Genomic DNA, 14054 nt, shown 5'->3' with positions numbered 1-14054 from the left:
GCTCTACCCAGCCGGTCATACCCTGTCGGCCCTACCTGGGCAACGCAAACGCCATCACATAATCGCCGTTCGGGGTTTCCATGAAATGGTGGCCGCCGGCCATGATCACTACGTACTGGCGCCCGCCCTGCTCGTACACCATCGGGTTGGCCTGGCCGCCGGCAGGCAGCTTGGCATGCCAAAGCTCCTTGCCGGTCTTCAGGTCGATGGCGCGCAGCAGGTCATCGGTGGCGGCGGCGATGAAGATCAGGCCGCTGGCGGTCACTACCGAACCACCGTTGTTCGGCGTGCCGATCTCGATCGGCAGGCCGGAACGGATGCCGAACGGACCATTGCCGCGCGCACTGCCGAACGGGCGGTCCCACAGCAGCTTGCCGGTGCGCAGGTCGATGGCGCGGATGCCGCCATAGGGCGGCTGCTTGCACAGCAGGCCGGTGAATGGCAGGCGCCAACCGGCGTTGACGTCGATGGCATACGGCGTGCCGACCTGCGGATCGCCGGCGCCCTCGCCACCGCCCTTGTCGGCGCGGATCTTCTCGCGCGGCAACCAGCCCAGCCGGTCGGCCTCTGCGCGTGGCACCAGCCGGTTGTAGTTGGGCATGTCGTTGTAGTTGGCTACGATCACGCCGCGTCGCGTGTCGATGGACACGCTGCCCCAGTCCGAGCCGCCGTTGTAACCGGGGTATTCGATGGAATGGCGCTCGCTGCTCGGCGGCGTGTAGAAGCCTTCGTAGTACGCCTTGCGGAACTGGATGCGGCAGACCAGCTGGTCGATTGGGGTGATGCCCCACATGTCACGCTCGGTCAGGTCATGCTCGCGACGCAGCGTGTGGTACAGCGAGAACAGCTGGGTGGGTGAACGCTGCTCGGGCTCGACGCCACCCACCGGTACCTTGCGCTCTTCGGCAGCGGTCAGCAGCTGGCCGTTGCGGCGGTCGAGAATGTAGATGTCACCCTGCTTGGTCGGCAGCAGGATCGCCGGCACCTTGCCTGCAGCCGTCGGGTAGTCGATCAGGCTGGCCTGCGAACCGAGGTCGTAGTCCCACACATCCTTGCGCACGGCCTGGAAATGCCAGGCCGGCTTGCCAGTGCTGACGTCGATCGCCACCAGCGAGGTCGAGTAGCGGTTCTGGTTTTCCGTGCGTGAGCCACTCCAGTAGTCGCCGGCTGAATTGCCCAGCGGCAGGTAGACCAGCCCGAGCGCCTCATCACCGGTGGCCGTGGTCCACATGTTCGGGGTGCCACGCGTATAGGTCTGCTCGCGTGGCGGCAGTCCGCTGCGCTCGGGCTGGTCCATGTCCCACGCCCAGCGCAGCTTGCCGCTGACCGCGTCGTAGGCCTGGATCACGCCCGACGGCGCATCGCGGCGCTGCCCATCCAGCACCTGGTGACCCGTGACGATCACCCCACGCACGATGGCCGGTGGCGAGGTGATCGAAACATAGCCCGGTGGGACCTCGCCCATGCCCAGGGTGATGTCGACCTGGCCGTTGTTGCCGAAATTCACGCACGGACGGCCGCTGTCCGCGTCCACTGCAATGATGCGCCCGTCCAGCGTGCCTTCGATGATGCGCGCCCAGCACGCCGGACGGCTGCCGGGTGCGGCGCTGCGGGTGACCGTTGGCGGTGGCTCGGGAAGGGCCAGATCCGCAGCGGCATCGGCCAACGCCGCATCGGCAATGGTCGGCGTGCTGGGCTGCTCGTAATAGCTCACGCCACGACAGGCGGCGGTATACGGAATCGAAGCATCCCTTACCTTTGGATCGAACCGCCACAATTCCTTGCCACTGGCGGCGTCGAGTGCGATCAGGCGGTTGCGCGCGGTGCACAGGTACAGGCGGTCGCCGATCTTCAGCGGCGTGGTTTCCGCACCCCAGCGCTTGTTCGGCATGTCGCCAGTACGGAACTGCCAGGCCAGCTGCAACGTGGCCACGTTGGCCGGGGTGATCTGCTGCAGCGGCGAGTAGCGGGTGCCGGCATTGCTGCGCCCCCAGGCCGGCCAGTCGCCTTCGGCGGGCTGGTCAGCCGGCTGCAGGCCAGTGGTATCGCGCGTAGGTTCCAGTCCGGCACTGGCTGCGCCTTCCGGGAATGGCAAGTGCCCATCCACTTCGCCATGCGGGGCGAAAGCCAGACCGAAGGCCGCCACGAACACCAGCATCAGGACGCCCGCCACGCTGCGCGACAGCCGCTTTGAAACCGGTTCGCGAAGGGTCGGCGCGAGCAGCGCCAGCACGATGCCGAGTGCGGTCACCAGGCCCAGCCGCGGCACCCAGCGCCAGTAGTCGCTGCCTGACTCCCACCAGGTCCACAGCAGCGTACCAATGAACACCAGTGCGTACAGCAGCGCCCCGCTGCGGCGGTTGCCGAACAGCAGGATGCCGCTGGCCAGCAGGCCGGCCCCGGCGATGACGTAGTAGGCCGAGCCCCCGAGACTGAGCAGCCACGCCCCCAGGCCGCCGATGACCAGGCCGAGCACGACCAGCAGCAGCGACAGCACGGTGACAAGGGGATGCCGGGAGGCGCGGGCGGGAGCGGACTGCGGCGTGGCGGACATCGTCGATCTCCGGGGGCAGCATGCGCCCTTATCCCACCGCCGATGTGAAGCGCGCGCGTATTTTCTGGGTGGACCTGACGGGGTGATCGTCGGCTGGGTGGTTGTCGGCTGGGTAGAGTCGACTGTTAGTCGACTATCGCGCGCAGCGCGGGCTTTTCATCGCCCTGCGCAGAGCAGTCGACTAACAGTCGACTCTACCGCAGCGATCGGAGGGTCCGCAGCGATCGGAGAATCCACCACGAAGATCCGCAGAAATGACGACGCCCGGCACAGGGCCGGCGTCGTCGGGTACCTCTCACAGCGGCAGGGTCATTCCTGCGCGGCGTCCTCGCTGCTGGCCGCAGCCGGCGCGCCGTCGGTCGTGGCGGGGGTGGCGACCGCCACCTCGTCCTCGTCCTCATCGATCGAGGCATCCAAGCGCTCCACCGCCTGCAGCTTCTCATCCTTGGACAGGCGGATCAGGGTGACGCCTTGGGTGTTGCGGCCGACGCGGCTGATTTCCGAGCCACGCGTACGCACCAGGGTGCCGCCATCGGAGATCAGCAGGACTTCGTCATTCGAGCCCATCAGCACCGCAGCGACCAGCTTGCCGTTGCGCTCGGTGGTCTGGATGCCGATCACGCCCTGGGTGCCACGGCCCTTGCGCGGGTAGTCCGGCAGCGGGGTGCGCTTGCCGTAGCCGTTCTCGGTGGCGGTCAGGATGTACTGCACGCTGGCGTCATCGGCACTATCGATCACCGCATCGCCATTGGCGGTGGCTTCCTCGACACCGTTGTCGTCCTCGTTCTCGTCCTCTATGCCACCGGCACTTTCGGCCACGATCAGGCTGACCACTTCCTCGCCGGCCGGCATCCTGATGCCACGCACGCCGGTTGCGGTACGGCCCATCGAGCGGACTTTGTCCTCGCCGAAGCGCACGGTCTTGCCATTGGAGGCGAACAGCAGGATGTCGCGCTGGCCATCGGTCAGGCCGACGCCGACCAGGGCATCGCCCTCATCGAGGTTGATCGCGATCTTGCCGCGGGCCAGGCGGAAGGCGAACTCGCCCAGCGGGGTCTTCTTGACCGTACCGTTCTTCGTAGCGAAGAACACGAACTGGCCATCGGCGTACTCGCGCACCGGCAGCACGGCCTGCACGCGTTCGCCCGGTTCCAGCGGAATCCAGTTGATGATCGGACGGCCGCGGGCGTTGGAACCCGCTTCCGGCAGCTGGTAGACCGGCAGCCAGAACACCTTGCCCGAGCTGGTGAAGGTCAGCAGCGTGTCGTGCGTGTTGACCAGCCACAGCTGTTCGATGAAATCCTCTTCCTTGGTCGCCGCCGCACTGCGGCCACGCCCACCGCGGCGCTGTGCGCGGTACACGCTCACCGGCTGCCGCTTCACGTAACCGGCATGCGACACGGTGACCACCACGTCTTCCGGTGCGATCAGGTCAAGGATGTCCAGGTCTTCTTCGCTGTGGCGGATTTCGGTGCGACGTTCGTCGCCGAACTCGGCCTTGACGTTGACCAGCTCCTCGCGGATGACCTGCAGCAGGCGATCGGGATCTTCCAGGATGTGGATCAGCCCGGCGATCACTTCCAGCAGCTGCTTGTACTCGTCGGTCAGGCGGTCCTGCTCCAGCCCGGTCAGGCGGTGCAGGCGCATTTCCAGGATCTGGGTGGCCTGGATCTCGGTCAGCTGGTAGCCGCCTTCGATCAGGCCCACACCCTTGGGCAGGTCTTCAGGACGCGATGCTTCGGCACCGGCGGCACCCAGCATCGCACCGACCAGGCCCGGCTCCCACACGCGTGCCAGCATGCGCTCGCGGGCTTCATTCGGGTTCGGCGAGGTCTTGATCAGTTCGATCATCTCGTCGATGTTGGCCAGCGCGACGGTCAGGCCTTCCAGCACATGGGCACGGGCGCGCGCCTTGCGCAGCTCGAACACGGTGCGGCGGGTGACCACTTCGCGGCGGTGACGGACGAACGCCTCCAGCATCTGCTTGAGGTTCATCAACTGCGGGCGGCCATCGACCAGCGCCACCATGTTGATGCCGAACACCGACTCCATCTGGGTCTGCTGGTACAGGTTGTTCAGCACAACCTCGGCAGATTCGCCGCGCTTGATCTCGATGTAGATGCGCATGCCGTCCTTGTCGGACTCATCGCGCAGCTCGCTGATGCCTTCGATCTTCTTTTCCTTGACCAGCTCGGCGATCTTCTCGATCAGACGCGCCTTGTTCACCTGGTAGGGAATTTCGGTGACGATGATCGATTCGCGGCCGTTGTCGGCCACTTCGATATCGGCCTTGGCACGGATGCGCACGCGGCCACGGCCAGTGCGGTAGCCGGCGACGATGCCGGCAGTGCCGTTGATGATGCCGGCAGTCGGGAAATCCGGGCCCGGGATGTATTCCATCAGGCCGTCGACATCGATGTCCGGGTTGTCGATCAGCGCGATGCAGGCGTTGATCGATTCGCTCAGGTTGTGCGGCGGGATGTTGGTCGCCATGCCCACCGCGATACCGGCCGAACCGTTGACCAGCAGGTTCGGGAACCGGGTCGGCATGACCGTCGGCTCCAGTTCCTTTTCATCGTAGTTGGGCTGGAAATCGACGGTTTCCTTGTCGATGTCCGCCATCAGCTCATGCGCCAGGCGCGACATGCGCGCCTCGGTGTATCGCATCGCCGCAGCGGAGTCGCCGTCGATCGAACCGAAGTTACCCTGGCCGTCGACCAGCATGTAGCGCAGCGAGAACGGCTGAGCCAGGCGCACCAGCGTGTCGTATACCGACTGATCGCCATGCGGGTGGTACTTACCGATGACATCACCGACGATACGCGCCGACTTGAAGTAAGGCTTGTTGCTGTGCGCGTTCAACTCGTTCATCGCGAACAGCACGCGACGATGCACCGGCTTGAGGCCGTCGCGCGCATCCGGGAGCGCGCGGCCCACGATCACGCTCATGGCGTAATCGAGGTAGCTCTTGCGCATCTCGTCTTCCAGGTTGACCTGGATGATTTCCTTGGCGGTTTCTGCCATTCGGGTTCCGTTGTCTGGTAGCGGTCCAGTCCGGCGCAGCCCTCTGCGGGAGGGGGTCGCGCCGGAACCTCGATTCAACCTGTGGATACTACCACAACAGGCCGTTTTCCGCCTCCCTTCATGGGGATTTTACCGGCACAAATCAGGAACTTAGGGCCCCATACCGCCCTGTAAAGCCGAGCCCATGCTCGGCTGCGGCGGATTCGCTGGCTGAGCCGAGCATGGGCTCGGCTCTACAGACATCCTCGATCCTGTCCCGCCTCAGCCGTCGAAGGCGGTGCGCATGTTGTGGGCGGTCGGGTTCAGGATCACCCCGCGCTCGGTCACGATGGCGTCGATCAACTCGCCCGGGGTGACGTCGAACACCGGGTTCCAGGCGGCGATGCCCTCGGCCACGGTGCGGGTCCCGCCCACGCCATACAGCTCGCCCGGATCGCGCTGCTCGATCTCGATCTGGCTGCCGTCCACGGTGTCCATGTCCACCGTCGAGGACGGCGCTACGACCATGAACTTCACGCCGTGATGGCGGGCCGCGATGGCCAGCTGGTAGGTGCCGATCTTGTTGGCGGTATCGCCATTGGCGCAGATGCGGTCTGCGCCGACGATCACCCACTGCACGGCGCCGGTCTTCATCAGGTGCGAGGCAGCCGAATCGGCGATCAGGGTAGCGTCGATGCCATCCTGCTGCAGTTCCCACACGGTCAGGCGGGCGCCCTGCAGCCAGGGCCGGGTCTCGCCGGCAAACACGCGGGCGATGCGGTGCTGGGCCATGCCAGCGCGGATCACGCCCAGCGCCGTGCCGAAGCCTGCGGTGGCCAGCGAACCGGTATTGCAATGGGTCAGCACGCCGCTGCCGGCCTCGATCAGGCCAGCACCCAGCGCCCCCATGTGGCGGTTGGCGGCCAGGTCTTCATTGGCAATCGCCTGCGCTTCCGCCTCCAGCAACGCCTTCCAGTCTGCGCCGGCGGCGTTCAGGCAACGGCGCATGCGCGCCAGCGCCCAGGCCAGGTTGACCGCCGTCGGGCGCGACGCATTGAGGCGCTGCAGGGCCGGCTCCAGCTGCTGCAGCGCATGCGCGCCATCGGCGGCCTGCACCTCGCGTGCCGCCAGCACCACGCCCCACGCGGCGGCAATACCGATCGCCGGCGCGCCACGCACGGTCAGCGCGTGGATGGCGCTGGCAACCTCGTCACTGTCATGGCAGACCACGTGCTCGACCACGAACGGCAGCTTGCGCTGGTCCAGCAGTTGCAAGGCATCGCCGGTCCACAGGATCGGGCGGATGTGGTCGTAACGGGCGTAGTCGATGTCGGAGGCAGTGTTCATGGGCCCATTGTAGGGCCACGCCCCGCGTGGTTGGAGCCTGCCCCGGCTCAATTCACCGAGAATTCGGCGCGGCAGCCGCCGTCCACCCAGATCCCGTTGCGGTTCCAGCCCCAGGTGCTGCCTTCCTCGCAGGGCGTGCTGGACAGCTGCTCGGAGACCACAGCACCCACCGAGATGCTGGCGCCGCAGAAGCGGCGCTTCTTCGACTTCGATTCGCAGGTCAGGCGGCGCGGCACATCGACGAAGCGGCCCTCCTCGTCGGCCACCTCGAAATCGCCCTGGCAGCCACGGGTGGTCCAGACTTCATTGCGCTTGTAGCCCCATCCCTGGCCTTCGCGGCACGGCAGCACCGACAACTGGCGAAGCAGGCGCACCGGCGCGCCATCCAGGCGTACCGGGCAACTCTGCGGACGGCCATTGGATTCGCAGCGCACCACGCGGCGCACCAGGCGCTTGCCTTCCGTTGCCGCAGGCGCCGCACCCTGCGCACGGCGCGCCCGGAACTCGGCGCGGCAGCCGAGGGTGACCCACACGCCGCTGCGGTCGGTGCCCCACTCGCTGCCGCGGATGCAGCTGTTGCTCGACAGCTGGCGCACCAGATCGACGCCGTTGTCCACATCGATATCGCAGTGCACCCAGCCCATGTCGCGCGATTCGCAGGTCACCACTTCGCCGCCATAGCCTGCCTGCTGGGCCGACGCCGATGACGGCAGCCAGGCACCCCAAAGCGCGATGGAGTACACCGGTGCCGCCACGACCGCAAACCACTTGACCAATGCCTTCCCCAACAGGAGTGGACGAATTCCGATGCCAGTGTCCCGCATCTGCCGTGATAAGAGCATCATCCCGCTTACCGAAGCAAGCGCGGAAACGCGGCAATCCGTTCAGTCTTCAACGTTCAGGAACGTGCGCCGCACTCACGCGTGGGCAAAGTCGTAGGCCAGCACATCAGCAATCCGCGGCGTGCGGTTCATCGCCATCAACAGGCGGTCGACACCCACCGCCACCCCGGCGCAGGCGGGCATCGACGGCAGCGCCAACAGCAGCGCCTCGTCCACGGCCGGTAGCACCTGGCCGCGCTCGTGGCGGCGCTGCAGATCGCGCTGGAAGCGCGCGCGCTGCTCGTCGGCGTCGTTCAGTTCGTGGTAGCCGTTGGCCAGTTCCACCGCGCCCAGGTACAGCTCGAAACGTTCGGCCAGCGGGGGCGTGCCCGGGCGGACGCGGGCCAATGCTGCCTGGCTGGCCGGCCAGTCGTGGACCACGGTCATGACATCGCCATCGAAGCGCGGCTGGATACGGTGGGTCATCAGCAGATCCAGCCAGTCATCGCGGGTCAGCCCGACCGGGTCAATGTGCACCTCGCCCAACGCGGCACGCAGCGCGGCCTCATCGGCCTCGAACGGATCCACGCCCACGTACTGCTGGAACAGCTCCCGGTAACTGAGCACATGCAGCGTCGCATGGCGCCCGACCAGGGCCAACGCCTGGCCTACCAGCTCGGCGGTTTCCTGCACCAGCCGGTGGTGGTCCCAGCCGACCCGGTACCACTCAAGCATGGTGAACTCCGGGTTGTGGCGGCCGCCGGCCTCGCCATTGCGGAACACCCGGCCCAGTTCATAACAGTCGCCCACGCCGGCAGCGAGCAGGCGCTTGAGCGGATACTCCGGCGAGGTGCGCAGCCATCGGCGGCGTCCGCCGGCATCGACATGGCCGGTGAAGTCGGTATGGAAGCTGTCGATGTTCGGCTCGGTGTTGCCCGCGACCGACAGGATCGGCGTCTCCACCTCGAGCACATCGCGCTCTGCAAAGAAGCGGCGCACCAGCGCATTGAGCGCGGCGCGCTGCTGCAGCGCGCGCAGCAGGGCCTCGCTCACAGGATGCCCTCCGGGCGCGGATGGTCGAGCGGCAGGGTCAGCAGATCGCGCGTATCGTCGATGTAGCCGCTGGCCAGGTACAGGCGGCGTGCCAGTTCGTTGTGGTGGTTCACTTCCAGGCGCAGGCGGCTGACGCCACGACCGCGAGCGCGCTGTTCGCAGATGGCCAGCGCCTGCTTGCCGCGGCCACGCCCACGCGCGCGATGGCTCAGGTACAGCTCGTCCAGCAGCATGAAGTGGCCGCCCTGCTCCAGGCTGAAGCCCATCGCGATCACCGCGTAGCCGACCACCTCGCCCGCCTCGTCCAGCCACAACAGCACTTCGCCATTGCGCGGATCGGCCAGCAGCGCGTCCACGCCGCGACGCACGCGCGCGTCATCGAAGTCGATCCTGTCTTCGGCGTAGAACTCGCGCATCAAGGTGATCAACAATTCCTCGTCGGCACGGGTGGCCAGGCGGAAATCCAGTGGGACGGTCTGCATCGGTGTTCCTTTGTGCTGCATGCCAGGCGCGGCACCCGGCGGGATCGTCATTCGTGTTCGGCAAGGTAGGCCAGCAGGCGTTCCTCGTCCCACACCGGCACGCCCAGCGACTGCGCCTTGTCCAGCTTGGAGCCGGCCTCGGTGCCGGCGACCACGAAGCTGGTTTTCTTCGACACGCTGCCGGAAACCTTGGCGCCCAGCGCCTCCAGGCGCTCCTTGGCGACATCGCGGGTGAGCTGGGCCAGGGTGCCAGTGAGCACAACGGTCTGCCCGTCCAGCGGGCCCGCCACGATCTCGGCCAGCGCCGGCGCCTTGGCCAGGATCTGCTGCATCGCCTTCTCGGCCGCCAGCAACATCACGCCATGGCCATCGGCATCGAGCCACTCCCCCAGTCCGCGCGCGGTGTCATCGGGCAAGCCGGCATTGACGAACTGGCCATGCTCGGCATCGAGCACCGCCTGTGCCCCCGGGAGCGCTGCCACCAGTTTTTCGGCGCGTAGACGGGTGATGCCGGGGATCTCCGATTCGACCAGCAGCTGCGCCAGGTCCAGTCCCTCGCGCAGCTTGGCACTGGGGGCATGTACATCGCTGATGCGCACCTGGCCGACCTGCAGCAGGTCATCGATGGCCTGCTGGTTGCCCTGCTGTTCGAAGAAGTGACCGAGCGAGCGCGCCACTTCGCCACCGATGTCCGGCACGCGCTTGAACAGCGGCCACGGCAGATGGCGGATCAGTTCCAGGTCGCCGAACCACTGCGCCAGGGCCTTGGCGGTGCTCTCGCCAACGTGTTCGATGCCGAGCGCGAACAGCAGGCGTTCCAGCGTGGCGGCACGACTGGCGTCGATTGCTGCGATCAGGTTGTCGGCCCACTTGGTGGCGATCTTCTTCGTGTTCCATTCGAAGCTGGCGGGCTGTGCCAGCGCCTGCGCGCGCCAGCCCGGATCGCTGCCGTCCAGCTTCAGCACGGCGTTGAGTACCGCGCCACTGCCCCCGGCGGGCAGATGCGGTTTCAGCGCAGCGGCCAGTGCGGACGGGTCTTCCGCATCCAGCACCAGCTTCAGGTGCAGCAGCTGGTCACGACTGAGCCGGTACAGGTCGGCCACGCTCCTGACGATGCCGGCGTCGACCAGGGTTTCGATGTACTTGTCGCCCAGGCCATCGATGTCCATCGCGCGACGCGAGGCGAAATGGGCAATGGCTTCCTTGCGCTGCGCCGGGCAGGACAGTTCGCCCGAGCAGCGCCATGCTGCTGCCCCTTCCTCGCGCACGATCTCCGAGCCGCACACCGGGCAGCGCGTCGGCATCTGCCACGGCATAGTGCCCTGTGGGCGGCGATCGAGGATGACGCTGACCACTTCCGGGATCACGTCGCCGGCACGGCGCACGATCACGCTGTCGCCCACACGCACATCCAGGCGTGCGATCTGGTCGGCGTTGTGCAGGGTGGCGTTGGACACGATCACGCCGGCCACGGCCACCGGTGCCAGTCGCGCGACCGGTGTTGCGGCACCGGTGCGGCCGATCTGGATCTCGATGGCCTCTACCGTCGTGCTCTGTTCCTGCGCTGGGAACTTGTGCGCGATGGCCCAGCGCGGCGCGCGCGAAACGAAGCCCATGGCCTGCTGGCCGGCGCGGTCATCCAGCTTGTAGACCACGCCGTCGATGTCGAACGGCAGGCGATCGCGGCGCTCACCGATATCGCGGTAGTAGCCGAGCAGGCCATCAGTGCCCTCCACCACCTTGCACAGCTCGCTGACCGGGAAGCCCCAGGCGCCGAGCTGGGCCAGGGTGCCCGAATGGGTATCGGGCAGCTCGCCGCCCTGCACTTCACCGGTACCGTAGGCAAAGAAGCTCAACCTGCGCTGCGCACTGATCTTCGGGTCGAGCTGGCGCAGCGAACCGGCCGCCGCGTTGCGCGGATTGGCCAGCACCTTGCCGCCGTGCAGGCGCGCACGCTCGTTGTAGGCCTCGAAGTCGGCGCGGGCCATGTACACCTCGCCGCGCACCTCCAGCACATCCGGCCAGTCCTTGCCGTGCAGGCGCTTGGGAATGTCGCCGATCTCGCGCAGATTGGCCGTCACGTCCTCGCCGGTCGTGCCATCGCCACGGGTCGCGCCGAGCACGAAATGACCGTCCTCGTAGCGCAGGCTGATCGCCAGCCCGTCCATCTTCGGCTCGGCCGAAAACCGCAGGCTGCGACGCCCCAGCCGCTCGTCAATGCGGCGCACGAAATCAACCACCTCCTCGTCGCTGAACGCATTGGACAGCGACAGCATCGGCACAGCATGGCGCACCTCGGCGAAGCGGCCGGAAGGACGCGCACCGACCTGCTGGGTCGGGCTGTCGGCGCGGGCCAGTTCAGGATGTTCGCGCTCCAGTGCTTCCAGTTCGCGCACCAACCGGTCGTAATCGACGTCGGGGATCTCCGGCGCGTCCAGCTCATGGTAGGCGCGGTTGGCCTGGGCGATCTGCCGGCGGAGGTCGTCGGCGCGTTCGGCGGGGCTGGGACTCATCGGGATCCGGTGGTTCTGGGATGGCCGGGGATTCTACCGCGCCCGGCCGTCAGGCCCTGTAATGCCCTGCCTTCGCAGCGCCGAGCCATGCTCGACGGGCGCCCCCCTGCCCTGGTGGATGCCAACCATCTCCCCGCCCGGCAGGTGCCCAACCTTGGTTGGCACACCTGCAGCCGACCATGGCTCGGCACTACAAAAAGCGGGCTTGCCGCCCACCGCAACCAGCGCTAGCGTGCGAAGGCTACTCCTCGGAATCCCACCCGTGACCCTGCCTGCTTCCCGTAGACGCTTCCTGCAACTGGCCGGTGCCGGCCTCGCCGTCGCTGGCAGCGGACTGCCGCGGCTTGGCCAGGCCCAACCTGCGGCCGCCGTCGCCCCGGCCCCTGCCGAAGGCGTGGTACTGCTGAACTTCAACGAGTGCCCCTACGGCCCCTCGCCGGCGGCCCAGCAGGCCGCGCGCGACAGTATCGCCAGTTGCGGCCGCTACCGCTTCGCCCTGGCCGCACAGGTGCGCGATGCCTTCATCGAGCAGGCACGTATTCCGGCCGACCACGTGCGCCTCTATCCCGGCTCAAGCGAGCCGTTGAACCGCGCCGCCACGGTGTGGACCGGGCCGCAGGCGGGATTGGTGGTGGCCGACCCGACCTTCGAGACCCTGGGCGAGGTCGCCGCCGCACACGGTGCATACGTGCAGAAGGTGCCGCTGCGCGACGACGGCGCGCATGACCTGCGTGCGATGGTCGCCGCCGCGCAAGCGCGCCCGACCGGGCTGGTGTATGTGTGCAATCCGAACAACCCGACCGGTTCGATCAGCCCACCGGATGAGCTCGCCTGGCTGCTGGCCCACAAGCCCGCATCGACCCGCGTGCTGGTCGACGAGGCCTACCTGCAGTACAGCGAGCAGCCGAGCCTGATCGCGCAGGTAGCGCAGCGCGATGACCTGATCGTGCTGCGCACGTTCTCCAAGCTGTACGGCATGGCCGGCCTGCGCCTGGGCGTGGCGGCCGCACATCCCGACCGCCTGCGCGAACTGGCCAGCCTGGGCGACAACCCACTGCCCGTGCCAGCACTGGCCGCAGCACTGGCCAGCCTGCAGGATCCCCAGTTGATCGCGCAGCGGCGCCTGCAGAACGCTACGGTGCGGCAGGCCACCATCGCCTGGCTCGGCAAGCGCGGGTTCAGCTGCGTACCCTCGGAGGCGAACTGCTTCATAGTCGACGTGCAGCGCGATGGCAGCGCGTTCGCCAAGGCAATGGCGGAGAACGGCGTGGTGATCGGGCGCAGCTGGCCGATCTGGCCGCAGCGCGTGCGCGTAACGGTCGGCACCGAAGAGGAGATGGCCGCATTCCGCCGTGCGTTCGCCAAGGTGGCCGGCGTACCGGCCTGACCCTGTTGGTGGGGGCGAACCTTGGTTCGCCCCATCCACGCATGGCGTGCATCTACTGTTGTGGGTGCCGACCGTTGGTCGGGGTGGGTGCCGACCGTTGGTCGGCACACCATGGCGCTCACCAGCGCGGGGTCTTGGTCAGCGGCGGTGCCTGGTGCTGGCGGTCGTAGGCGCGCAGCTCGTCACGGATGTGCGCGATGCGCTGGCGCCCCAGGGCGTTGCGGCTGTCATCCAGCACCACGCCATCGAGCAGCTCGGCCATGCGCTGCACGGTCGGCAGCATCTTCTCCCAGGCGTCCAGCGCGGTCAGCGGCGCCGGCAGCGTCAGGAAGAATGCGATGGCCGGGGTTTCCATGGCGCGGATGTTGGCCATGTCGAAGCTGCCCGGCTTCATGATGCTGGCCATCGAGAAGATCGGCCCGCGTTCGGGGTGGCCTTCCACCAGGCGGTGGAACACGTTCATGTGGCCGAACACCAGGCCGGTCTTCTCTGCGGCCACCACGATGTCCTCGCCACGCAGCTGCTCGCCGGCCCGGGCGGCCACGAACAGCGAGACGATCTTGTCGAAATCCTGGGTGGCGCGCTTGCCGAGGTCGCTGGCGCCCGGGTCGGTATCGGTCAGGCCGAGTTCGGCCTGCTCGCCCTCCGTGCCCATGCCCGGTTCGACGCGCCCCTCGGCCACGGCGATGCCGTCGTCGCCCAGCACCGGCTCACGGCGCTCGCCACTGGTGGGCTCCGCGCTTTCCACGCGGCGCCCCTGGGGCTTTTTCTTCGGACGGCCAAACAGGAAGATCGCGGCGATCAACAGCAGGCCGGCGGCCAGGATGCCGATGCGCAACAGTGCCGTGTCGGACATTCGATAGGTTCTCCGGCTAGTTCATTCAGGTAACTAGG

General features: G+C 67.4%; 9 protein-coding genes. 1 reads left to right on the top strand and 8 read right to left on the bottom strand.

Annotation, left to right across the window (positions count from 1 at the left end):
* Nucleotides 1-31: 31 nt before the first annotated feature.
* The 7 genes from ROV95_RS11140 to ligA all read right to left on the bottom strand — a co-directional run bounded on the left by ROV95_RS11140 (nucleotide 32) and on the right by ligA (nucleotide 11779).
* Entirely contained in the window at nucleotides 32-2554 is a 2523-nt protein-coding gene (locus ROV95_RS11140; RefSeq protein WP_312544393.1) for a membrane-bound PQQ-dependent dehydrogenase, glucose/quinate/shikimate family, read from the bottom strand.
* A gap of 309 nt (nucleotides 2555-2863) precedes the next feature.
* On the bottom strand, nucleotides 2864-5578 hold the full coding sequence (gyrA, locus tag ROV95_RS11135; RefSeq protein WP_058981314.1) for a DNA gyrase subunit A: 2715 nt from the start codon (nucleotides 5576-5578) through the stop codon (nucleotides 2864-2866).
* Nucleotides 5579-5839: 261 nt separating this feature from the next.
* Complete coding sequence (gene mtnA / locus ROV95_RS11130) at nucleotides 5840-6904, bottom strand: S-methyl-5-thioribose-1-phosphate isomerase (RefSeq protein ID WP_111102642.1); 1065 nt, start codon at nucleotides 6902-6904, stop codon at nucleotides 5840-5842.
* Nucleotides 6905-6951: 47 nt separating this feature from the next.
* A complete protein-coding gene (locus ROV95_RS11125) occupies nucleotides 6952-7680 on the bottom strand; it encodes a DUF3011 domain-containing protein (protein ID WP_312544392.1) in 729 nt (242 codons plus the stop codon).
* Nucleotides 7681-7821: 141 nt separating this feature from the next.
* Nucleotides 7822-8778, bottom strand: coding sequence for an EF-P lysine aminoacylase EpmA (gene epmA / locus ROV95_RS11120; protein WP_021202737.1), 957 nt, complete (start codon nucleotides 8776-8778; stop codon nucleotides 7822-7824).
* Nucleotides 8775-9260, bottom strand: coding sequence for a GNAT family N-acetyltransferase (locus ROV95_RS11115; RefSeq protein WP_312544390.1), 486 nt, complete (start codon nucleotides 9258-9260; stop codon nucleotides 8775-8777). The genes epmA and ROV95_RS11115 overlap by 4 nt, the downstream gene beginning before the upstream one ends.
* Nucleotides 9261-9307: 47 nt before the next feature.
* Nucleotides 9308-11779 (bottom strand): NAD-dependent DNA ligase LigA, encoded by a 2472-nt coding sequence (ligA, locus tag ROV95_RS11110; protein ID WP_312545115.1) that lies wholly within the window; start codon nucleotides 11777-11779, stop codon nucleotides 9308-9310.
* Between the two features lie 256 nt (nucleotides 11780-12035).
* Between ligA and ROV95_RS11105 the strand changes: the two genes are divergently transcribed.
* Nucleotides 12036-13160 carry a pyridoxal phosphate-dependent aminotransferase gene (locus ROV95_RS11105; RefSeq protein ID WP_312544388.1) on the top strand — a complete coding sequence of 375 codons (1125 nt, stop codon included), beginning with the start codon at nucleotides 12036-12038 and terminating at the stop codon, nucleotides 13158-13160.
* A gap of 118 nt (nucleotides 13161-13278) precedes the next feature.
* On the opposite strand, the gene zipA is transcribed toward ROV95_RS11105, so the two are convergent.
* On the bottom strand, nucleotides 13279-14016 hold the full coding sequence (gene zipA / locus ROV95_RS11100) for a cell division protein ZipA (RefSeq protein WP_312544386.1): 738 nt from the start codon (nucleotides 14014-14016) through the stop codon (nucleotides 13279-13281).
* Nucleotides 14017-14054: the final 38 nt, after the last annotated feature.

The organism is Stenotrophomonas maltophilia group sp. msm1, assembly GCF_032025805.1.
GTDB classification, from domain to species: Bacteria; Pseudomonadota; Gammaproteobacteria; order Xanthomonadales; family Xanthomonadaceae; genus Stenotrophomonas; species Stenotrophomonas hibiscicola.
The sequence above is the reverse complement of the archived record's forward strand: the minus strand, read 5'-3'. Positions and strand labels throughout refer to the sequence as shown.

Coding starts and splice junctions, on each gene's coding strand:
- zipA (WP_312544386.1), bottom strand. CDS start 14,016: ATGTCCGACACGGCACTGTTGCGCATCGGCATCCTGGCCGCCGGCCTG.
- gyrA (WP_058981314.1), bottom strand. CDS start 5,578: ATGGCAGAAACCGCCAAGGAAATCATCCAGGTCAACCTGGAAGACGAG.
- mtnA (WP_111102642.1), bottom strand. CDS start 6,904: ATGAACACTGCCTCCGACATCGACTACGCCCGTTACGACCACATCCGC.
- ROV95_RS11140 (WP_312544393.1), bottom strand. CDS start 2,554: ATGTCCGCCACGCCGCAGTCCGCTCCCGCCCGCGCCTCCCGGCATCCC.
- ROV95_RS11115 (WP_312544390.1), bottom strand. CDS start 9,260: ATGCAGACCGTCCCACTGGATTTCCGCCTGGCCACCCGTGCCGACGAG.